20 protein-coding genes are annotated in these 21,311 nt (G+C 73.4%); 13 read left to right on the top strand and 7 right to left on the bottom strand.

All coding sequences use genetic code 11. From position 1 onward, the window contains the following. Window positions 1-5 precede the first annotated feature (5 nt). The 3 genes from GA0070609_RS21005 to GA0070609_RS20995 all read left to right on the top strand — a co-directional run bounded on the left by GA0070609_RS21005 (window position 6) and on the right by GA0070609_RS20995 (window position 5,662). Window positions 6-2,897: a vitamin B12-dependent ribonucleotide reductase gene (locus tag GA0070609_RS21005; RefSeq protein WP_231928365.1), complete on the top strand. Its 2,892-nt coding sequence runs from the start codon at window positions 6-8 to the stop codon at window positions 2,895-2,897. 255 nt (window positions 2,898-3,152) lie between these two features. Next, window positions 3,153-4,088, top strand: coding sequence for a DUF2332 domain-containing protein (locus tag GA0070609_RS21000; RefSeq protein ID WP_231928364.1), 936 nt, complete (start codon window positions 3,153-3,155; stop codon window positions 4,086-4,088). A 104-nt stretch (window positions 4,089-4,192) separates the two neighbouring features. Beyond that, the gene (locus tag GA0070609_RS20995; protein WP_088995357.1) at window positions 4,193-5,662 is read left to right on the top strand and encodes an alpha/beta fold hydrolase; all 1,470 of its coding nucleotides are present in this window, start codon (window positions 4,193-4,195) and stop codon (window positions 5,660-5,662) included. A 66-nt stretch (window positions 5,663-5,728) separates the two neighbouring features. On the opposite strand, the gene GA0070609_RS20990 is transcribed toward GA0070609_RS20995, so the two are convergent. After that, complete coding sequence (locus GA0070609_RS20990; RefSeq protein WP_197700175.1) at window positions 5,729-7,018, bottom strand: MFS transporter; 1,290 nt, start codon at window positions 7,016-7,018, stop codon at window positions 5,729-5,731. A gap of 133 nt (window positions 7,019-7,151) precedes the next feature. Continuing rightward, on the bottom strand, window positions 7,152-8,114 hold the full coding sequence (locus tag GA0070609_RS20985) for a helix-turn-helix transcriptional regulator (protein ID WP_088995355.1): 963 nt from the start codon (window positions 8,112-8,114) through the stop codon (window positions 7,152-7,154). A gap of 223 nt (window positions 8,115-8,337) precedes the next feature. Between GA0070609_RS20985 and GA0070609_RS33370 the strand changes: the two genes are divergently transcribed. The 6 genes from GA0070609_RS33370 to GA0070609_RS20960 all read left to right on the top strand — a co-directional run bounded on the left by GA0070609_RS33370 (window position 8,338) and on the right by GA0070609_RS20960 (window position 12,291). Then, window positions 8,338-8,499: a hypothetical protein gene (locus tag GA0070609_RS33370; RefSeq protein ID WP_157748262.1), complete on the top strand. Its 162-nt coding sequence runs from the start codon at window positions 8,338-8,340 to the stop codon at window positions 8,497-8,499. After that, window positions 8,496-8,756, top strand: a complete 261-nt coding sequence (locus tag GA0070609_RS20980) for a hypothetical protein (RefSeq protein ID WP_088995354.1) — start codon at window positions 8,496-8,498, stop codon at window positions 8,754-8,756. The genes GA0070609_RS33370 and GA0070609_RS20980 overlap by 4 nt, the downstream gene beginning before the upstream one ends. A 56-nt stretch (window positions 8,757-8,812) precedes the next feature. Further along, entirely contained in the window at window positions 8,813-10,102 is a 1,290-nt protein-coding gene (locus GA0070609_RS20975; protein ID WP_231928363.1) for a M23 family peptidase, read from the top strand. Between the two features lie 241 nt (window positions 10,103-10,343). Then, a complete protein-coding gene (locus tag GA0070609_RS20970) occupies window positions 10,344-11,294 on the top strand; it encodes an asparaginase (RefSeq protein ID WP_408630674.1) in 951 nt (316 codons plus the stop codon). A 131-nt stretch (window positions 11,295-11,425) separates the two neighbouring features. Further along, window positions 11,426-11,668: a DUF5522 domain-containing protein gene (locus GA0070609_RS20965; RefSeq protein WP_088995352.1), complete on the top strand. Its 243-nt coding sequence runs from the start codon at window positions 11,426-11,428 to the stop codon at window positions 11,666-11,668. Window positions 11,669-11,742: 74 nt separating this feature from the next. Further along, window positions 11,743-12,291, top strand: a complete 549-nt coding sequence (locus GA0070609_RS20960) for a hypothetical protein (RefSeq protein ID WP_088997877.1) — start codon at window positions 11,743-11,745, stop codon at window positions 12,289-12,291. A 39-nt stretch (window positions 12,292-12,330) separates the two neighbouring features. Here GA0070609_RS20960 and GA0070609_RS20955 read toward each other — a convergent pair whose 3' ends face one another. Further along, complete coding sequence (locus tag GA0070609_RS20955; protein ID WP_088995351.1) at window positions 12,331-13,020, bottom strand: metal-dependent transcriptional regulator; 690 nt, start codon at window positions 13,018-13,020, stop codon at window positions 12,331-12,333. A 172-nt stretch (window positions 13,021-13,192) separates the two neighbouring features. Between GA0070609_RS20955 and GA0070609_RS20950 the strand changes: the two genes are divergently transcribed. From GA0070609_RS20950 to GA0070609_RS20940, 3 genes are read left to right on the top strand one after another with little or no spacing between them, the layout of a single operon-like run. Continuing rightward, window positions 13,193-14,050: a sulfurtransferase gene (locus tag GA0070609_RS20950; RefSeq protein ID WP_088995350.1), complete on the top strand. Its 858-nt coding sequence runs from the start codon at window positions 13,193-13,195 to the stop codon at window positions 14,048-14,050. A gap of 48 nt (window positions 14,051-14,098) precedes the next feature. Beyond that, window positions 14,099-15,280: an acetoin utilization protein AcuC gene (locus GA0070609_RS20945; protein ID WP_088995349.1), complete on the top strand. Its 1,182-nt coding sequence runs from the start codon at window positions 14,099-14,101 to the stop codon at window positions 15,278-15,280. A gap of 19 nt (window positions 15,281-15,299) precedes the next feature. Further along, on the top strand, window positions 15,300-17,855 hold the full coding sequence (locus tag GA0070609_RS20940; protein WP_088997876.1) for a bifunctional acetate--CoA ligase family protein/GNAT family N-acetyltransferase: 2,556 nt from the start codon (window positions 15,300-15,302) through the stop codon (window positions 17,853-17,855). A 4-nt stretch (window positions 17,856-17,859) separates the two neighbouring features. On the opposite strand, the gene GA0070609_RS20935 is transcribed toward GA0070609_RS20940, so the two are convergent. From GA0070609_RS20935 to sigB, 4 genes are all read right to left on the bottom strand, one after another. After that, the gene (locus GA0070609_RS20935) at window positions 17,860-18,267 is read right to left on the bottom strand and encodes a VOC family protein (RefSeq protein WP_088995348.1); all 408 of its coding nucleotides are present in this window, start codon (window positions 18,265-18,267) and stop codon (window positions 17,860-17,862) included. Next, complete coding sequence (locus GA0070609_RS20930; protein WP_088995347.1) at window positions 18,264-18,764, bottom strand: SRPBCC family protein; 501 nt, start codon at window positions 18,762-18,764, stop codon at window positions 18,264-18,266. Before GA0070609_RS20930 ends, GA0070609_RS20935 begins: the two co-directional genes overlap by 4 nt. Then, entirely contained in the window at window positions 18,761-19,117 is a 357-nt protein-coding gene (locus GA0070609_RS20925) for an ArsR/SmtB family transcription factor (RefSeq protein ID WP_088995346.1), read from the bottom strand. Before GA0070609_RS20925 ends, GA0070609_RS20930 begins: the two co-directional genes overlap by 4 nt. Window positions 19,118-19,230: 113 nt before the next feature. Beyond that, entirely contained in the window at window positions 19,231-20,241 is a 1,011-nt protein-coding gene (gene sigB / locus GA0070609_RS20920; RefSeq protein ID WP_088995345.1) for an RNA polymerase sigma factor SigB, read from the bottom strand. Between the two features lie 242 nt (window positions 20,242-20,483). Between sigB and GA0070609_RS20915 the strand changes: the two genes are divergently transcribed. Then, on the top strand, window positions 20,484-21,272 hold the full coding sequence (locus tag GA0070609_RS20915) for a sporulation protein (protein WP_088995344.1): 789 nt from the start codon (window positions 20,484-20,486) through the stop codon (window positions 21,270-21,272). The last annotated feature ends 39 nt before the right edge of the window (window positions 21,273-21,311 follow it).

The following is a 21,311-nucleotide window of genomic DNA, read 5'->3' as shown; positions in this document are numbered from 1 at the left end:
GCGTGGTGGGTGACCACGTAGACGAGGGGGCGGACGTCGTGACGACGAGCAGGTCGCGGAGCAAGGCGGGGGCAGGTCTGAAGGTCGAGCGGGTCTGGACGACCGAGGGGGTGCACCCGTACGACGAGGTCACCTGGGAGCGCCGCGACGTCGTGATGACCAACTGGCGGGACGGCTCGATCAACTTCGAGCAGCGCGGGGTCGAGTTCCCCGAGTCCTGGAGCGTCAACGCGGCCAACATCGTGACCACCAAGTACTTCCGGGGCGCGGTGGGCACCCCGGAGCGGGAGTGGTCGCTCAAGCAGCTGATCGACCGGGTGGTGACCACCTACCGCACCGCCGGTGAGGAGTACGGCTACTTCGCCAGCCCGGCCGACGCCGAGGTGTTCGCCCACGAGCTGACCTGGATGCTGCTGCACCAGGTGTTCAGCTTCAACTCGCCGGTCTGGTTCAACGTCGGCACGCCGTCGCCGCAGCAGGTCAGCGCCTGCTTCATCCTTGCCGTCGACGACTCGATGGACTCGATCCTCGACTGGTACAAGGAGGAGGGGCTGATCTTCAAGGGCGGCTCCGGCTCCGGGGTGAACCTCTCCCGGATCCGTTCCTCCAAGGAGCTGCTCTCCTCCGGCGGCACCGCCTCCGGCCCGGTGAGCTTCATGCGCGGCGCGGACGCCTCCGCCGGCACCATCAAGTCCGGCGGCGCCACCCGGCGCGCGGCCAAGATGGTCATCCTCGACGTGGACCACCCGGACATCGAGGAGTTCGTGGTCACCAAGGCGCGCGAGGAGGACAAGATCCGCGCGCTGCGCGACGCCGGCTTCGACATGGACCTCGGCGGCGCCGACATCGTCAGCGTCCAGTACCAGAACGCCAACAACTCGGTCCGGGTCTCGGACGAGTTCATGTCGGCGGTGGAGAACGGCGGCAGTTTCGACCTGCGCGGCCGGCTGGACGGCGCGGTGATCGACACCATCGACGCCAAGAAGCTGTTCCGCACCATCTCCCAGGCCGCCTGGGAGTGCGCCGACCCCGGCCTGCAGTACGACGACACCATCAACGACTGGCACACCTGCCCGGAGACCGGGCGGATCACCGCGTCCAACCCGTGCTCGGAGTACCTGCACCTGGACAACTCCTCGTGCAACCTGGCCTCGCTCAACCTGATGAAGTTCCTCCGCGCCGACGGCAACTTCGAGGTGGAGAAGTTCGTCAGGTCGGTCGAGCTGGTCATCACCGCGATGGACATCTCGATCTGCTTCGCCGACTTCCCGACCGAGAAGATCGGTGAGACCACCCGGGCCTACCGGCAGCTCGGCATCGGCTACGCCAACCTGGGCGCCCTGCTGATGGCCTCCGGCCTGCCGTACGACTCGGACCAGGGTCGCTCGGTCGCCGCGGCGATCACCTCGCTGATGACCGGCACCGCCTACCGCCGCTCGGCCGAGCTGGCCGGCATCGTCGGCCCGTACGACGGCTACGCCCGCAACGCGGAGCCGCACAAGCGGGTGATGCGCAAGCACGCCGCCGCCAACGACGAGATCAAGCCGGCCGGCACCGTGGCCACCGCCATCCAGCGCGAGGCCACCAAGCAGTGGTCGCTGGGCAACAAGGTCGGTGAGAAGAACGGCTGGCGGAACTCGCAGGCCAGCGTGCTCGCGCCGACCGGCACCATCGGCCTGATGATGGACTGCGACACCACCGGCGTGGAGCCCGACCTGGCGCTGGTCAAGTTCAAGAAGCTGGTCGGCGGCGGCTCGATGCAGATCGTCAACCAGACGGTGCCGCGCGCCCTGCGCAGCCTCGGCTACCCGGAGGAGCAGGTCGAGGCGATCGTCGAGCACATCGCCGACCACGGCCACGTGGTGGACGCCCCCGGCCTGAAGCCGGAGCACTACCCGGTCTTCGACTGCGCCATGGGCGAGCGGTCCATCGCGCCGATGGGGCACGTGCGGATGATGGCGGCGGTCCAGCCGTTCATCTCCGGCGCGATCTCCAAGACGGTCAACATGCCGGAGCAGGCCACCGTCGAGGACGTCGAGAAGATCTACTTCGAGGGCTGGAAGCTCGGCCTCAAGGCCCTGGCGATCTACCGGGACAACTGCAAGGTCGGCCAGCCGCTGTCGGCGGCCAAGCCGAACAAGGCCACCGCCGAGGCTCCGGCCGAGGTGGAGAAGGTGGTCGAGAAGGTCGTCGAGTACCGCCCGGTGCGCAAGCGGCTGCCGAAGAAGCGCCCGTCCCAGACGGTCAGCTTCTCCGTCGGTGGCGCCGAGGGCTACCTCACCGCGTCGTCCTACCCGGACGACGGCCTCGGCGAGGTCTTCCTCAAGATGTCGAAGCAGGGCTCGACCCTCGCCGGGGTGATGGACGCCTTCTCGGTGGCCATCTCCATCGGTCTCCAGTACGGCGTGCCGCTGGAGACGTACGTCAGCAAGTTCACCAACATGCGCTTCGAGCCGGCGGGCATGACCGACGACCCGGACGTGCGGATGGCCGCTTCGGTGATGGACTACATCTTCCGTCGGCTCGCGCTGGACTTCCTGCCGTACGAGCGGCGCGCGGAGCTGGGCATCTTCACCGCCAAGGAGCGGGCTGCCCAGCTGCGGGCCGAGGCGGAGGCGGAGAGCGGCGCGGACCTCGCCGCGATGGCCGCCTCCGCCCCGGTCGAGACCAGGCCGGAGGAGCCGAAGACCGGCCCGGTGGCCCAGCCGGCCCAGGAGACCGCCGAGGTCGCCGCCGCCAAGCCGGCGCCGTCGGTGGGTTCCAGCACCGAACTGCTCGAGGCCGTCATCGGCAAGGCCGCCGACGCGCCGCTCTGCTTCACCTGCGGTACGAAGATGCGCCCGGCCGGTAGCTGCTACGTCTGTGAGGGCTGCGGCTCCACCAGCGGCTGCAGCTGACGTACGCCGACCGCGACGCTGCCCCGGCCCCGCTTCGGCGGGTCGGGGCGGTGTCGCGTCGAGCCCGCGGCCGGTGGCGGTCGCTCGCGGTGTGTCTCCTCGCCGGGCAGGTCATGCCGTGGAGCGGGATACCTCAGCGGTATCACGATGACTCCGCGGTATCACGCTCGCGTGCCCCATCGCGACGACCGCTTCGGAGCGGGCCGCCGCCATCGGGGCGGGACAGAGCGGGACGTCGAGAGGGATCATCGGGTTGTGACGATCGTCGAGAGTTACGTCGAGTTCGGCACCCGTGAGGCGCGGGGTGTCTCGCCGGCGTACGAGCGCCTGTCCCTGGCCGTCGCCCGAGACGCCGAGCTGCTCGCGCTCGTCGATACGCTCCCGCCGGGGAAGCGGCAGCCGAACCTGCTGTTCGGCGTGGTACGGCTGCTCGGCGGGCCGGTGCACGACCCGGCCGCGTTCCACGACTTCACCCTGGCGAACTGGCCTGCGATCGAGGCGGAGTTGCGGGCCCGCGCCGTGCAGACGAACGAGCCGGGGCGGTGTGCCGTACTGCTGCCGGTGCTCGCCACCCTGCCGCAGCCGCTCGCGCTGATCGAGGTCGGCGCGTCCGCCGGGCTCTGCCTCTACCCCGACCGGTACGCCTACCGCTACGGCGGCCATCGCCTCGGCCCGGGCGACCCGGTCCTCGACTGCGCGCTCACCGGCACCGCGCCGCCCGAGCGCCGGCCTGAGGTGGTGTGGCGGGCCGGCCTGGACCTGAACCCGCTCGACGTGACCGACCCGGCGGACGTCGCCTGGCTCGACGCGCTGATCTGGCCGGAGCACGAGCACCGCCGGGACCGGTTGCGGGCCGCGGCGGCTGTCGCCGCGGCCGACCCGCCACTGCTCGCCCGCGGCGACCTGGTCGACGACCTGCCGGCCCTGGCCGCGCGGGCGCCGGCGGGCGCGACGCTGGTGGTCTTCCACACCTCCGTGCTCTACCAGGTGCCGGCGCCGCGCCGGGCGGCCTTCGCCGAGGTGGTACGCGGGCTGCCCGGCCACTGGATCGCGAACGAGGCCCCGGACGTGCTGCCGCACGACGCGCTGCCGGAGCCGCCGGGCGACGCCCACCACAACGTGCTGGCGCTGGACGGGACGCCGCTCGCCTGGACCCGTGGGCACGGGCAGGAGATGACCTGGTTCGCCTGACGTCGCCGGATCCGGAGCGGATCGTTGCCGTGCGTCGTCGTCACGGGGCAGCGGGTGAGATCGATCGTCACTAGGCTGAGGTCCCGACGACCCGGTGAGGTGTCATGGCGAAGCTGTCGGTCCCGCGTCCGATCCCGAGCCTCGCCGTCGCGGTCCTGCTCCCGGTCGTGTGGGGGTTGACGGTCGGCTGGTGGACGCCGCGGGGGCCGGGCACGAACGCGGAAGCTCTGGTGTCGATCGCCGTCAGCCTCGTGGTGGGGCTAGGGGCCGGTTGGCTCGGCCGGTCGCGCTGGGCGATGCTCGGCGTGCCCGTGCTCTTCGTGGTGGCGGTGGAGCTGGTCCGGGTCGATCTGCGCGGGCTCACGGTGGACGCTCCGCACGCCAGCGGGTTCGGGTTCGCCGCTCTGCTTCTCGGCCGTGGCCTGCACGGCCTGCTGACCGGGCTGCCGCTGCTGGTCGGGGCCGCGTACGGGGCCGGGATCGCCCGGCGCGGCACGCCCGCCGCCGACCGGCGGCCGGTGTGGAGGTGGCTGGGGCGGGGCGCGACCGGCCTGCTGTCCGTGCTGCTTCTGCTGGTCACGGTGGCCGTGGCGGTGCCCGCGCGGACGGACCGGATCGACGGCGGTATCGCCGAACTGACCAGCGTCGACACCGGCGACCGGCGGCTCGGGCTGATGCTGCGCGGCGCCGACCGGAACGCGCCCGTGCTGCTCTTCCTGCCCGGCGCACCGGGCGGCTCGGAGATCGGTGCGGTACGCCGGCACCTCGCCGGCCTGGAACAGCGGTTCGTGGTGGCCACCGTGGACCGGCGGGGCGCGGCGAAATCGTGGGCGTCCTTTGCGCCCTCGTCGTCGCTCACCCTGGACAGCGAGGTGGCCGACGCGGTCGCCGTCACCGAGCACCTGCGGCAGCGGTTCGGCAAGGGCAAGGTCTACCTGGTGGCGCACTCCGGCGGCTCGCTGGTCGGGGTCACCGCCGTGCAGCGCCGTCCCGACCTGTTCCAGGCGTACGTGGGCGTCGGCCAGGCGGTCGACCTACGCGCCGCCGACCGCAGCCAGTACGACGACACGCTCGCCTGGGCCCGGCGCACCGGGCGCACCGACCTGGCGAAGCAGCTGACCGGCCTCGGCCCGCCGCCCTACGCCGGCATGTACGACTACGAGCCGCTGCTCGCCAACGAGGTGGGCGCGTTCGACTACGACCGCACCGGGGCCAGCGAGGGCCGCGGCGGGATGGCGGAGAACCTCGGCGTGTCGGAGTACACCCTGCTGGAGAAGGCGCACGCGCTCAGCGGGCAGTTCGACGGGTGGGACGTGCTCTACCCGACACTTCAGGATCTCGACCTGCGGCGCGAGGTGCGCCAGCTTCAGGTGCCGGTGTGGCTGGTCGACGGCGCCCACGAGGTGCCCGGCCGGCTCGCCCTGCTCCAGGAGTGGTACGCCCAGCTCCAGGCGCCCCGCAAGGAGCGGGTGGTGCTCGACGGCGCCGGGCACCGGTCGCTGTTCGAGCGCCCCGGTCCGTTCGTCGACCTGCTCACCCGGGTCCTCGCCGAGACCGGCGGCGCCGGCGTCTGACCCTGCTCAGTCGCGCGCGCCCGCTGATGGCAGAGCAGCACAGACCCGGCGACGGGTCGGCTGCGGTCAGCTCACAGCATCGCGGACGGGTGCGACGGCCGCCGGCACGTCGCGCATCCCGCGCAGCGGCGAGCAGACCACGAACAGCGACGCGCTCCAGGTGCCGAGCACGCAGATCCACAGCGCCGGCCGCAGCCCGAGCTGGCTGCCCAGGGCGCCGCCGAGCAGCGCGCCGAGCGGGATCACCCCGAAGCAGATCCAGAGGAACGCCGCGTTGACCCGGCCGAGCAGCTCCGGCGGGGTGATCTGCTGCCGGTAGGTCATCGACGCGACGTTGAACAACACCGCGTTGGCCGAGAACGCGGCCAGCCCGATCCCGTAGAGCAGCACCCCCCACCCCGGCTGGGCCAGCGGCATCAGCAGGTAGAGCGGGCCGGGCGCGGCCATCGCCACCCAGATCACCCGGGCCGACCCGAGCCAGGCGGTCAGCCGCCCGGCGAGCGCGCCGACCACCAGCCCGCCCACCGCGCTGACCGAGAAGACCAGCCCGACCAGAGCGGGGGAGGCGTGCAGCTCGCGCAGCATGAAGACGACCTCGATGGAGCTGGCCGCCATAACAAAGAAGTTCGAGGTGGTGGTGCAGGCCAGGATGGCCAGCAGGATCCGTTGCCGGCGGATGAAGCCGAGCCCGCCGGTCAGCTCCGCCCGCAGCGGCCCTCGCGCATGTGCCGAACGGGCGGCGGGCCGGTGCCGGAGCAGCAGCAGCGTCACCGCGCTGACCAGGTAGGTCGCCCCGGTGGCCAGGAAGGTCTTCGCGGCGCCGACCAGCCCGACCAGCACCCCGCCGATCGTCGGGCCGACCAGTTCGGCCGAGTCCTGGCTGATGGTGAGCTTCGCGTTGGCGTCCAGCAACCGCTCGGCCGGCACCAGCCGTGGCAGCACGCTCTTGTACGCCACCGTGAAGAAGACGGTGAGCACGCCGGCGAGGCCGACCACGGCGTACAGGAAGGGCAGGCTGAGCCGGCCGACCAGGGCGACCACCGGCACCGACAGCAGGAGCGCGGCCCGGCCCAGGTCGCAGGCGACCATCAGCCGGCGTTGGTCGACCCGGTCGGCGACGATCCCCGCCGGCAGCGAGAAGAGCAGGTACGGCAGCCAGGCGAGGAAGGTCAGCAGGGAGACCTGGAAGACGCTGGCGCCGAGGGTGTCCGCGGCGAGCAGCGGCACCGCCACGCCGGAGATCCGGGTGCCGAGCTCGGCGACCGTCTGGCCGCCCCAGAGCAGACCGAAGTCCCGGCTGCGCCGCAGCGGTGCCGGGGTGGTCGCCTCGGCGGGTGCCAGCAGGTGCTGTGTCACGTCGCTGCCCCCACCCTCAGCAGACGTACGGGGGCAGGGGCGGTCTCGACGCGGCGGTGGGGCACCGGGCCAGCCTGCCGGCGGGCCCCGCCCGGTGCCAGCCATTTCCGGCCCCGCGGCGCGGGTCGAGCGGTCAGATCCAGCCGCGCCGGGAGGCCTCGACGCCGGCCTGGAACCGGCTGCTCGCCTGCAGCCGTTCGGTGAGCGCGTTCATCAGCCGCTGGACGCTCCGTGCGGAGATGCCCAGCTGCCGGGCCGCCGATTCGTCGGTGTGCCCGTCGGCGAACAGCTGCAGCAACGCCCTCTCCTGCGGGGTCAGCTCGCCGGCCCGGGCACCGGGAACCTCGCCGAACGGGCTGCCCTGCTGCCAGACCTGGTCGAAGAGCGCGAGCAGCCCGGCGACCAGACCGGGGCTGCGTAGCTCCAGGGCGCCGAGGCGGGGCTCCCGCGGGTCGATCGGGGTCAGGGCGATGCTCCGGTCGACGATGATCAGCCGCATGGGCAGGGTCGGCACCGTGCGCGACTCGCTGCCCAGCGTGGCCATCCGGCGAGCGTGGGCCAGGGTGGCCGGGTCGTTGCGGAAGCTGTCCTGGTAGACGTTGCGGATCCGGACGCCGCGGTCCAGGGCAGCGGCATTGAGGGGTGCTTCCGCGTGCAGCGTGTCGGCGGGCTGGGCGCCGCCGGGACTGAACGAGAGGCACTCCGTGGTGGCGGTGCGGGCCAGCTCGGCCAGCCGGTCGCGGACCGCGTCGATCCCCTCCAGCCGGAGCACCACCTCGTGCTGCTCGTGCGTCACCGCGATGTCCGCGATCGCGGCGCGCACCGCCTCGATCTGCTGCTGCCGTACGGCGATGTCGGCCTCCACCTTGGCCAGGAGCGCGGCGAGCCCGGTCTGCGGGCGTACCGCCCGCGCCGTACCGTCCGTGTCGTCCAGCCGGACGAGGGCCAGATCGGCCAGCACGTCGAGCGCGGCGTGCACCTGCGCCGGGTCGAGATCCAGGTGGGCGGCGAGGCCGGCCACGTCGAGGGCGGGATGCGTGAGCATCGCCCGGTAGACGGATTCATTGACAGTGGACAAACCCAGCGCTTCCAGCACCGAAACCTCCCCGTTGGCTCGATGGGCACGAGTGTAGATGTCTGCGGGTCTTTTTCGCTGTCCCGAGCCGGTCGTTGCGACTTCTCGCCAGGCAGGGTCTGGCCAGCCGCAAGTTGGTGACAGCGGTCGGTGGGGACGGCACGCTTGTCCCAACGCCGGTGAGCAATCACCGAATAAGCGTCGAGGGGCCTTTCTCCCGCCACTTATCCGAAAGGGGCAAGTCATGTCTGCGTGCCGTTTGCTGGCAACCCGACTGTTCGTTCCGGTGGTCGTCCTCGCGGTGCTGGCGGCGCTCGCCGCGGCCCTCGGCGTCGAGGTCACCACCGGCCCGCTCGCCGAGGGTTTCGGCTGGACGCCGCCGCTTCCGGCACCGGGTCAGGCGTGATCGCCGCCGTGGTCCGGATAGCCCCACTTGGCGGGGATCGCCAATATCCGGAACTCGAGCTGAGTGGCCTGCTGTCGCGGCGGGCCCGCTCGGACGAGCGGATAAACCATATTCGTATCCGGGCCGGACCGTCCGGATTCGACATTCTCGCATTCGTGGCCACCGACGAGCCGTCGTTGGCGTACGCAATTCTGCGCCGAACGGTTCAGCGGTGTCTCGCCGACGATCCGCAACTCGACCTCTGGCGCATCGTCTGATGTCCCTCTCCGATTCCTGCGAATGCTTACCACCCCCTGAAAGGACACCCCTGCTCGTGAAAAGCCTGTTCCGGATGGCCGGCCTGGCCGCCGCCGTGACCACCGCCCTGGCGGCGACCGTCGTCGCACCGACGGCGGCCCTGGCCGCCCCCAGCACCCCCTCCTTCAGTTCCCGGATCGACGGCTACGCCGCCTACGACGGTCAGGACACCTGCGACCCCACCGCGAAGCCGGGTGTGGTCGGTTTCAAGGACCTGGTCAACGCGACCTACGGCTCGCACACCTGGGGTATCGGCCGGGACTGCGGCAGCGGCGGAACAAGTGAACACAAGGAGGGCCGGGCCCTCGACTACCACTTCAACTACTACGACGCCGGTCAGCGGGCCGACGCCACCGATCTGCTCAACTGGCTGCTCGCCACCGATTCGTACGGCAACCGGCACGCGATGGCCCGCCGGCTCGGCATGATGTACATCATCTGGAACAACAAGATCTGGAAGGCGTACGAGCCGTCGGCCGGCTGGCAGTCGTACAGCGGCGCCAGTCCGCACACCGACCACATCCACTTCAGCTTCAGCTGGGCCGGCGCGCAGAAGCGGACGAGCTGGTGGTCGGCGGATCACGTGGCCGGGAACGCCTCGGTCTACGGCGTGCTGCCGGACGGCCGGATGACCTACTCGGTGATCGACGCCGGCACCGGCGACCGCACCTTCGGGCCGGTCATCTCCACCGCCACCCTCGGGTTCACGCCGAAGGCCATGGCCACGATGAACTTCAACACGATCCTGGTCACCTCCACCGCCGGCAAGCTCTACCGGGTCGACGTCCGCACCAACAACGAGTCCCTCACCTTCGACGCGCCCGTCGAGATCGGCTCGAAGGGCTGGACCAGCGACCTGCTCGCCTACGACGGGGCCGGCAATCTGTTCGGCATCGCCGACGGCCAGTTGCGTCGCTACGGCGTCACCGTCGGCACCCACTCCGTGACGATCAACAGCAACACCCTGATCGGTAGCGGCTTCACGTTGAACACCCTGACCGCGACCGGGACCAACTGGATCCTGGGCACCACCAGCACCGGCACCCTCCGGTCCTACAAGATCAACGGACCGGACGACTGGAACGCGGCGACCCTGGACCCGGACGGCTGGGGCTTCACCCATCTGATGTCGCCGGGCGGTGGCATCTACTTCGGCCGTACCTCCTCCGGCGGTATGTACCACTACCACGACGTCAACCCATACGACCTGAACGGCAGCGACGTCCAGTACCACCTGAGCGACCCGGTCGACGCGTCCGGTTGGACGCAGGTGCTGCTCTCCACGCAGCCGAGGACCGTCAGCTGATCCGTACGACAGTCACCCCGCCTGCCGCGACCACCCGGTCGCGGCAGGCGGCCGTCGTACGGCCTCGGGGCGGGTCGGTCTCGAACCGGCGGCGGGGCACCCGGCCAGCCTGCCGGCGTGCCCCCCGCCCGGCGCCAGCCGATTCCGGCCCGGCCGGTACGGTCGGCGGGCCGCGCCGCGGCGCAGACGGGAGGTCCGGCAGGTGTCCATCGCCCTGTTCACCCTCGGCGGCACGATCGCGATGGCCGGGCACGACCCGGGCCGCCCCGGGGTGGTCACCCGGTTGACCGGCGCGGACCTCACCGCCGCCGTGCCCGGGCTCGGCGACCTCGACGCGCCGCTGGACGTGCGGGACGCCCTCGCGGTGCCCAGCGCCCACCTGACGTACCGCCAGCTGCTCGGCGTGGTCGACGCCGCCGCCCGGGCGGTGACCGGGGGCGCCACCGGTGTGGTGGTCACCCAGGGCACGGACACGCTGGAGGAGTCGGCGTTCCTGGCCGACCTGGTCTGGCCGCACCCCGCGCCGCTGGTGTTCACCGGCGCTATGCGCAACCCCACCCTGGCCGGCCCGGACGGCCCGGCGAACCTGCTGGCCGCGGCCCGGGTGGCGGCCACGCCGGCGGCCCGCGGCCTGGGCGTGCTGGTCGCCTTCAACGACGAGGTCCACGCCGCCCGCTGGGTACGCAAGACGCACAGCACCAGCACCGCCACCTTCGCCTCGCCGAACACCGGCCCGCTCGGGCACGTGATCGAGGGGCGGGTACGCGTGCTGGTGCGACCGGAGCGGCCGGCGCCGCTGCCCCCGGTCGACCCGGCCCGGCTGGACGGCACCCGGGTCTTCCTGCACACGATCACCCTGGACGACGACGGCCTGCTCCTCGACCGCGTCGCCGACACCCACCACGGGCTGGTCGTCGCCGGCTTCGGGGTGGGGCACGTCCCGGCCACGCTGGCCCCGGTGCTCGGCGCCCTGGCCGACCGGATGCCGGTGGTGCTCACCTCCCGCTCCGGCGCCGGCTCGGTGCTGCGGAACACCTACGGCGCGGTCGGTTCGGAGACCGACCTGCGCCGGCGCGGGCTGCTGGACGGCGGGCTGCTCGACCCGTACAAGGCGAAGGTGCTGCTCCGCCTGCTGCTCGCGGCGAACGCGAGCCGGGACGAGATCGCCGCCGCCCTGGCCCGGCACGGCTAGGCGCCGCGCCCTGTTCCGGCCCGGCTGAGCCGCCGCGCTGTTCTGGCCCGGCTGAGTTGCCGCCCTGGGCGGACCCGGCTGAGCCGCGGCCCTGGTCCGGCGCGGGTGAGCCGGCTCCCTAGACTGCCCCGGTGACCGGAGAGCGACGACCGTTGGCGGATCGGCCGCTGACCGAGCCGCACCCGTCCCGGTTGCCGCCCGAGCATCCCGACCGGGACCCGATCCTCGCCGCGCACGCAGCCGCGCTGGCCGCCGGGGACGCCGGCTACCTCGATCCGGCCACCGGGCTCTTCGTGCTCACCGCGGGCTTCCTGGCCCGCCGAGGTACCTGCTGCGGTCGCGGCTGTCGGCACTGCCCGTACGTCACCGATTGAGGTCTTCCGTCCGGCCGGGGCGAACCCGTACGGTGTCCGGCGGACACGTCGGGTGGACCAGCGGAGGAGTGATCGTGCACGGGCGGAGCGTGGTCGCCGGCGTGGCCGTGCTGTTGGCGGCGGGCTGTGCCGCGGAGGCCGAACCGGTGGCGGTGCCGCCGCCGGCGCCGGTCTCGATCGACGTGCCGGCGGCCTCGTCCGGCGGTGCGTGCCGGCTGCTCGACTTCGCGGTGATCGAGGAGCACGCCCAGGTGCGCTTCGACGTGGCGGCGGCCAGCGCGCGCGGCGACAGCCACACCTGCGTGGTGCGCTCCGGAACGGCGAGCCTGCCCGAGCTCACCCTGACCGTCACCGAGACGTCGATCGACGCCACCACGTTCACCGAGGACGTGGTGCCGGCGAAGGCGACCAAGGTCACCGGCCTCGGCCAGAAGGCGTACCGGCGAACCGGTGCCGCGGCCGGCGGTCACGGCCCGGTGGCCGAGGTGGGCTGGCTGGCCGGCGGGGGACGGCTGGCCACGCTGCACTGGACCAGCCCGAAGGGCACCGACCGGGGCGCTGTCGACGACCTCGTCACCGGGCTGGTCGAGCTGGCCAAGAAGGTCGACACCGGCGCCCTCTGAGCGCGGCGGGCTGGGTGCCAGCCGGGGGTGCGGGACCGGTCAGCCGGCCGCGACGAAGACCCGCGAGGCGACCTCGCGGGGCAGCCGGATCCGGCCGCCGTCGCGGTCGATGGAGACCCCGTCGCGCTCCTGCGCCACGGTCACCCGGGCGCCGGGGTCGACGCCGGCGGCGTGCAGTTGGCGCAGCACGTCGGCGTTGGTCTGCACGCTCTCGCAGATCCGCCGCACCACCACCGGCCCGGACAGGCCGGGGAACGCCAGGTTGCGCTCACCCTCGGCCACGTCGACGGCCTCCGGCTCGGGGGAGCCGAGCTCCTCCAGCCCCGGGATGGGGTTGCCGTACGGCGAGCGGGTGGGCCGGTTGAGCAGGTCGTAGACCCGCTTCTCGACCGCGTCGCTCATCACGTGTTCCCACCGGCAGGCCTCCTCGTGGGCCTCCTCGTAGGGCATGCCGATCACGTTGACGAGCAACAGCTCGGCCAGCCGGTGCTTGCGCATCACCGAGATCGCGGTGGCCCGGCCCTGGGCGGTGAGCGCCAGGTGCCGGTCGCCCTCGACCGTGAGCAGGCCGTCGCGCTCCATCCGGGCGACGGTCTGGCTGACGGTGGGGCCGCTCTGCCGCAGCCGCTCGGCGATCCGGGCACGCAGCGGCGGCACCCCCTCCTCCTCGAGCTCGAGGATGGTGCGCAGGTACATCTCGGTCGTGTCAACTAGGTCGTGCGACTTCACAGCGTCACCAATCCCTCACGTGGCGGCGGTGATCCCGCGCTCGGTCGTGTCGACCAGGTCGTGAGACTTCATATCGTCAGCGGCCCTCCGGTGATCGATGCTACCTCGGACGTCCGACGATTGACCGCCGCCGAACCGGTGGTGCCGGCCCGGATGGTGTTGACTGGACGCCATGTCCGGTACCGATGATCTTCTGGTCGAACCCGACCGGCTCGCCGTCGAGCTCGACCGCGCCGACCCGCCCACCGTGCTCGACGTCCGCTGGCGGCTCGCCGGCCCGCCCGGCCGGGACGACTACGCGGCCGGTCACCTGCCCGGCGCGGTCTTCGTCGACCTGGACACCGACCTCTGCGGGCCGCCCGGCGCCGCCGGCCGGCACCCGCTGCCCGACCCGGCCGCGTTGCAGGCGGCGCTGCGGGCCGCCGGCGTTCGCGCCGGTCACCCCGTGGTGGTGTACGACGGCGGCGACGGCATGGCCGCCGCGCGGGCCTGGTGGACGCTGCGCTGGGCCGGCCACCGCGAGGTGCGGCTGCTGCACGGCGGCTTCCCGGCCTGGCTGGCGGCCGGGCTGCCCACCTCGACCGAGGCGCCCGCCCCCCGCCCCGGCGACGTCACCGTCCGCCCGGGCGAGCTGCCGGTGCTGGACGCGGGCGCGGCGGCCCGGCTCGCCGCCGGTGACGGCGTGCTGTTGGACGTGCGGACCGCGCCCCGCTACCGGGGCGAGACGGAGCCGATCGACCCGGTGGCCGGGCACGTGCCGGGCGCGGCCAACCTGCCGGCGGCGGAGTACGTCGGCCCGGACGGGCGGTTCCCGGCCGCCGACGCGCTGCGCGACCGGTTCGCCGCGGCGGGGGTGGGCGCGGACCGCCCGGTCGGGGCGTACTGCGGCTCGGGGGTGACCGCCGCCCAGGCGGTGCTCGCCCTGCACCTGGCCGGCCGCCCGGACGCCGCGCTCTACGTCGGCTCGTGGAGCAACTGGGTCGCCGAGCCGGCCCGGCCGGTGGCCACCGGAGCGACACCCGACGCGTGAGCAGCGCGTGCGCGGAGGTCACCCCGGTGCTCGTGCGACGATGAGCCCATGTCCGACGAGACAGTGGTGGTGTGGGACGAGTCGCTGCTCGCCTATGACATGGGTGACCACCCGCTGGACCCGGTGCGGGTCGAGCTGACCATGGCGCTCGCCCGCGAGCTCGGCATCCTGCAACGGCCAGGGGTACGGCTGGTCAAGCCGGAGCCGGCCGACGAGGCGCTGCTGACCCGGGTGCACGACCCGCGCTACCTGGACGCGGTGCGCACCGCCCCGAGCGACCCGCTCTTCGCCGGCTTCGGGCTGGGCACCTCGGACAATCCGGTCTTCCCCGGGATGCACGAATCCAGCGCGCTGGTCGCCGGCGCCAGCGTGGCCGCCGCCGAGGCGGTCTGGCGGGGTGACGCCCGCCGCGCGGTCAACGTGGCCGGTGGCCTGCACCACGCGATGCCGGCCCGGGCCGCCGGCTTCTGTGTCTACAACGACCCGGCGGTGGCCATCGCCCGCCTGCTCGACCTGGGCGCCGAGCGGATCGCCTACGTGGACGTGGACGTGCACCACGGCGACGGGGTACAGCAGATCTTCTGGGACGACCCGCGGGTGCTCACGGTCAGCCTGCACGAGACCCCGCTCGCGCTCTTCCCCGGCACCGGGTTCCCGGACGAGACCGGCGGCCCGGAGGCGGTGGGCACGGCGGTCAACGTGCCGTTGCCGCCGGGCGTCGGCGACGCCGCCTGGCAGCGCGCGTTCCACGCGATCGTGCCCTCGGTGCTGCGCGCGTTCCGGCCGCAGCTGCTGGTCACCCAGTGCGGCGCGGACGGGCACCGGCTCGACCCGCTGGCCGACCTGCACCTGTCCGTGGACGGGCAGCGCGCCACGTACCTGGCCCTGCGGGCGCTAGCCGACGAGCTCTGCGACGGCCGCTGGGTGGCCACCGGCGGCGGCGGGTACGCGCTGGTCGAGGTGGTGCCCCGGGCGTGGACGCACCTGCTGGCGGTCGCCACCGGCGAGCCGGTCGCCCCGGCCACGCTCACCCCGCCGGCCTGGCGGGAACTGGCCGCCGCGCGCCGCCCCGGCCAGCAGGTGCCGCTGCGGATGACCGACGACGTCGATCCGGCGTACGAGCCGTGGCAGCCGACCGGCGAACCGACAGCGGTGGACCGGGCCATCGCGGCCACCCGCAAGGCGGTCTTCCCGCTGTTCGGGCTCGACCCGCACGACCCCCGTGACTGAACCGGTCAACGCCGGGCCGGTGGCGACCGCGCCGCAACCGGTGGACGTGCTGCTCAGCGATGGCACCACCGTCCAGCTGCGACAGATCCGGCCGGCGGACGCCCCGGGCATCGTGGCGATGCACTCCCGGTTCTCCGAGCGCACCCGCTACCTGCGCTACTTCTCGCCGTACCCGCGGATCCCGGAACGCGACCTGCGGCGCTTCGTCAACGTCGACCACCGCGACCGGGAGGCGTTCGTGGTGCTGGCCGGCGAGCGGATCGTCGCCGTCGGGCGCTACGAGCGGCTCGGCCCGGCGGCGCCCGAGGCCGAGGTGGCCTTCGTGGTCGAGGACGCCTACCAGGGCCGGGGGATCGGCTCGGTGCTGCTGGAGCACCTGGCCGACGCCGCCCGCCGGGTCGGCATCGTCAACTTCGTCGCCGAGGTGCTGCCGGCCAACGGCGCGATGCTGCGGGTCTTCGCCGACTTCGGCTACCAGGTGCAGCGCGAGTTCGCCGACGGTGTGGTGCACCTGAGCTTCCCGATCGCGCCCACCGAGGCGACGCTCGAGGTGCAGCGGGGCCGCGAGCACCGCACCGAGGCCCGGTCCATCGCCCGGCTGCTCGCCCCCCGCGGGGTGGCGGTCTACGGCGCCAGCGCCAGCGGGCAGGGCGTCGGCGCGGCGGTGCTGGGGCACCTGCGCGACTTCGGCTTCACCGGGCCGGTGGTGCCGGTGCACCCCAGCGCGGCGACGGTCGCCGGCCTGCCCGCGTACCCGTCGGCGGCCGCGGCCGGCCTGCCGGTGGACCTGGCCGTGGTCGCGGTGCCGCCGGCGGCGGCGGAGGCGGTGGTCGCGGACGCGGCCGCCGCCGGGGTGCACGGCCTGGTGGTGATCTCCGCCGGCTTCGCCGAGGCCGGCCCGGAGGGGGCCGCCGCGCAGCGGGCCCTGGTTCGCGCCGCGCACGCCGCCGGGATGCGGGTGGTCGGTCCGAACTGTCTCGGCGTCGCCAACACCGACCCGGCGGTACGCCTCAACGCCACCCTCGCGCCGCGGCTGCCGGTGCCCGGCCGGGTGGGCATCTTCAGCCAGTCCGGCGCGTTCGGGGTGGCCCTGCTGGCCGAGGCGGACCGGCGCGGGCTGGGGCTGTCCAGCTTGGTCTCCGCCGGCAACCGGGCCGACGTCTCCGGCAACGACCTGCTGCAGTACTGGCAGGACGACCCGGGCACCGACGTGATCATGCTGTACCTGGAGACGTTCGGCAATCCGCGCAAGTTCGCCCGGCTAACCCGCCGGATCGGCCGGGACAAGCCGGTGGTGGCGCTCGCCTCGCCGGCCCGCCCGCCCGGCGTCGGCGACGCCGTCGGGCCGGACGAGGTCGCGGTGAGCGCGCTGTTCGCCCAGTCCGGCGTGATCCGGGTGGACACCGTGGCCGAGCTGCTCGACGTCGGCGTGCTGCTGGCCAACCAGCCGCTGCCGGCCGGCCGGCGGGTCGGCGTGGTCGGCAACTCCTCGGCGCTGACCGGGCTGGCCGCCACCGCCTGCGCCGCCCAGGGCCTGACCGTCGCCGCCGGCGGCGTGCGGGACGTCGGCCCGCGCGCCGGGGCGGCCGAGTTCGCCGCCGCGCTGGCCGAGACCGCCGCCGACGACCGGGTGGACGCCCTCGTCGTGGTCTTCGCGCCGCCGCTGCCGGGTCAGCTCCCCGACGCCGAGGCGGACTTCTCGGCCGCCCTGCCGGACGCGCTCGCGGCCGGCAAGCCGACCGTGGCCACGTTCCTGGTCGGCCGGGCGCCGGCCGGGGTGCCGGCGTATCCGAGCGTGGAGGAGGCGGTCCGCGCCCTGGCCCGGGTCACCGCCTACGCCGACTGGCTGCGCCGCCCACCCGGGACGCTGCCGGGGCTGCCCGGCGTCGACCGGGCGGCGGCGCAGGCGGCGCTGCGCCCGGAGGCCACCGACCCGGCCGGACTGCTCGCCGCGTACGGCATCGACGTGGTGGAGTCGGTGCCCGCGCGCTCGGCCGACGAGGCGGTGGCCGCGGCGGACCGGCTCGGCTACCCGGTGGCGCTGAAGGCGGCCGCCCCCGGGCTGCGGCACCGGCTCGACCTCGGCGCGGTCCGGCTCGACCTGCCCCACGCGGCGACGCTGCGCCGCGCGTACGCCGAGATGTCGCCGGTCTTCGGCGCGGACGTGCTGGTCCAGCCGATGGTCGCGCCCGGCGTGGCCTGCGTGGTCGAGCTGGTGGAGGACCCGGCGTTCGGGCCGGTGGTCGGCTTCGGGCTCGGCGGTGTCGCGACCGAGCTGCTCGGCGACCGGGCCTGGCGGGCCGTCCCGCTGACCGACCGGGACGCCGCCGAGCTGGTCGACGAGCCGCGCGCGGCGCCGCTGCTGCGCGGCCACCGGGGCGCCGCGCCGGTGGACCGGGCGGCCCTGGCCGAGCTGCTGCTGCGGGTCGGCCGGCTCGCCGACGAGCAGCCCCGGGTGCGATCGCTCACGTTGAACCCGGTGCTGGTCCGGCCGGACGGCCTCTCGGTGCTGCACGCCACCGTGCGCACCGGCGCCGCGGCCGACCGGCCGGACACCGGCCCACGCCGGCTGTAGCGCCTCAGGCCCGCTCGGAGATCTGCTGGACGGCCCAGGCGTTGCCGTCCGGGTCGGTGAAGAAGACGAAGCCGACGTTGTCCAGCGGGTCCGGCATCGGGCGCGGGTTCTCGCCCAGGACCTGGATCTCGCTGACCTCGACGCCCCGCTCGACCAGCTGGGCCCGGGCCTTGTGCAGGTCGGGCACCACCAGTTGGAGGCCCTTCAGCGAGCCCGGCGGCATCTCCGGCACGGCGCCCTTGCCGATCACGATGGAGCAGCCGGAGCCGGGCGGGGTGAGCTGCACGATCCGCGCGTCGTCGCCGACCACCGTGTCGTGGTCGACGGCGAAGCCGAGCTGGTCGGCGTAGAACGCCTTGGCCCGGTCCACGTCGGAGACCGGGACGATCACCACTTCCAGGGTCCAGTTCACGGTGCCTCTCCTAACCTCGTCGTCTCGTGCAGCAGCTCGGCGAGCCGCGCGAAGCTCTCACCGACGCCGCGGGTCATCGGGTAACGCAACACCCGGTCGCGTCCCTCGGCGGTGGCGTACCGCAGCGTGGTGGTGACAGTGGTCCGCCCGACCAGTTCGGTGAACTCGTGGGTGACCAGGGTCTCGCCCGGGTAGGACTGGTCGTCGAAGAGTTCGGTGCAGACCAGCCGGTGTGGTGGCTCGACCGTGCGGTACACCCCGCCCTGGCCCATCCGTTCGCCGTCCGGGCCCTGGGAGACGTAGCGCCAGCGCCCGCCCACCCGCAGGTCCACCTCGCACTCGACCAACCGCCAGCCGCGGGCCCCGTACCAGCGGACGAGCAGCTCGGGGCGGGTGAAGGCGGCGAACACCAGGTGCGCGGGCGCGTCGAAGAGCCGGCTCAGCACGATCTCCCGGTCGCCCGGGGTGGCGACCACCAGCGGGTCGGTGCCGGTCACCGGGCCGCGTCCCGTCGCCCGGTGGTCGGTTCGTCGGCCTGCAGCTCGTCGAGCAGGCCGTCCAGGCGCTGGTAGCTCTCCGCCCAGTAGTCGCGGTAGTGCGCCAGCCAGGCGCTGGCCTCCCGCAGCGGACCGGCCGCCAGCCGGCAGGGCCGCCGCTGGGCGTCCCGGCCCCGGCTGACCAGCCCGGCGCGCTCCAGCACCCTGAGGTGCTTGGAGATGGCCGGCTGGCTCATCGCGAAGGGCGCGGCCAGCTCGGTGACGGTGGCCTCGCCGGCCGCCAGCCGGGCGAGGATGGCGCGCCGGGTCGGGTCGGCCAGCGCGGCGAACGTCGCGTCCAGATCGGTGCCCACCGTTCATAACCTCCTGGTTCTATAACCAGTAGGTTTGTATCGCGGATCCGGTGCCGGGTCAAGCAGCACCGTGGCCCCGGCGAACCGCCGGGGCCACGGTGCGGCAGGCGCCGTCAGCAGGCGTACGCCTCCAGGCGCTGGGCCCGCTCGGGGGCGCGCAGCTTCAGCAGAGTCACCTTCTCGATCTGCCGGATCCGCTCCCGGGACAGGCCGAACTCCCGCCCGACCTCGTCGAGGGTGCGCTGGCGGCCGTCGTCGAGACCGAACCGGAGCCGGATCACCGCCTGCTCCCGCTGAGAGAGGGTGGCCAGCACGATGCTCACCTCGTTGCGCAGCTCGCCCTGCGCGGCCGCGTCGCCCGGCTCGGCGCCCGGGTCGACGGCGGCGACGAAGTCGCCGAGCGCGCTCTCGCCGTCCTCACCGACCGCCTGGTCCAGGCTCACCGGCTCCCGGTCGTACGAGATCAGCTCGATCACCTGGAACTCCGGGATGTCCAGCGCCCGGGCCACCTCGGCGACGGTGGGCTCGCGGCCCAGCGTGACCGACAGCTCCCGGCGGGCCCGGACCATCCGGTTGACCTGCTCGACCATGTGCACCGGGATGCGGATGGTGCGGGCCTGGTCGGCCATGGCGCGGGTGATCGCCTGGCGGATCCACCAGGTGGCGTAGGTGGAGAACTTGTAGCCCTTGGTGTAGTCGAACTTCTCCACCGCACGGATCAGGCCGAGGTTGCCCTCCTGGATCAGGTCGAGGAAGGCCATGCCGCGACCGGTGTACCGCTTGGCGATGCTGACCACCAGCCGCAGGTTCGCCTCGAGCAGGTGGTTCTTGGCGGCGCGGCCCTCGGTGGCGATCAGTTCCAGGTCGGCGCGCAGCTCGGCCGAGACCGGGGTGCAGGTGGCCAGCTTCTCCTCGGCGAAGAGCCCGGCCTCGATCCGCTTGGCCAGGTCGACCTCCTGCGCAGCGGTGAGCAGCTTGGTACGGCCGATGCCGTTCAGGTACGCCCGGACCAGGTCGGTGGAGACGCCGCGCTCGTCGGTGGCGTCCAGGTCGGTCAGGGTGTCGGTGCCGTGCTCGGCCTCGATGGTGCCGCGCATCCGGTGCTCCGTCATCTGCAGGGCCATCTCTTCTCCCCGTGTCCGCTTCGGTGCCGCTCGCCCGGCCCAGTGGTGCCGGTGTGACACACAGCTTGGCGGGCGGGGCGTGAAACGGGAGTGAGGCGATCGGGGAACCGACACCAATCTCGGCGCGACGGCGCATGCCGGGGTGTCGGCCGCCGGTGGTTGCCGGGCCCGGTTACCGTGCCAGCGGTCGGCCAGCGGGGTCGATCGCGCCGGCCGGCGCGGAACAGGCAACGGAGGGCGTCGTGGTCTTCAAGCGGCTCATGCAGGCGATGGGTGTGGGTGGCCCGTCGGTGGAAACCGTGCTGGCGAACCCCAACTGCCGGCCCGGCGGCCAACTGGAGGGCACCGTCCACGTGGCCGGCGGCGACCACCAGGTCGACGTCAGCTACGTGGCGCTGGGCCTGGTCACCCGGGTCGAGGTGGAGAGTGGCGACAACGAGTACAACACCACCCAGGAGTTCCACCGGCAGCAGGTGACCGGCGCGTTCCGGCTGGAACCGGGGCAGCGCTACGACATCCCGTTCCGCTTCGACGTGCCCTGGGAGACCCCGGTCACCGAGCTGTACGGGCAGCACCTGCACGGGATGACGATGGGGCTGCGGACCGAGCTGGAGGTGGCCCGGGCGGTCGACAAGGGCGACCTGGACGCGGTCGCGGTGCACCCGCTGCCGGCCCAGGAGCGGCTGCTGGAGGCGCTGCTGCGGCTCGGCTTCCGGTTCGCCCGCGCCGACGTGGAGCGCGGCCACATCTACGGCGTACGGCAGACCCTGCCGTTCTACCAGGAGATCGAGTTCCACCCGGCGCCGCAGTACGCCCGCGCGATCAACCAGCTGGAGGTGACCTTCATCGCCGACCCGCGCCAGCTGCAGGTGGTGCTGGAGCTGGACAAGCGGGGTGGGCTGCTCACCGAGGGCCGCGACGCGTTCGGCCGGTTCACCGTCGACTACGCCACGATGGACCGCACCGACTGGGCCGCCCAGCTCGACGGCTGGCTGCGCCAGTCGCTGCAGCGCCGGGGCCTCTTCTTCTGACCTGACCTGACTGACTGGAGCAAACGGGGCCGGGCCGGT

This window comes from Micromonospora echinaurantiaca (assembly GCF_900090235.1).
Taxonomy (GTDB): domain Bacteria; phylum Actinomycetota; class Actinomycetes; order Mycobacteriales; family Micromonosporaceae; genus Micromonospora; species Micromonospora echinaurantiaca.
The sequence above is the reverse complement of the archived record's forward strand: the minus strand, read 5'-3'. Positions and strand labels throughout refer to the sequence as shown.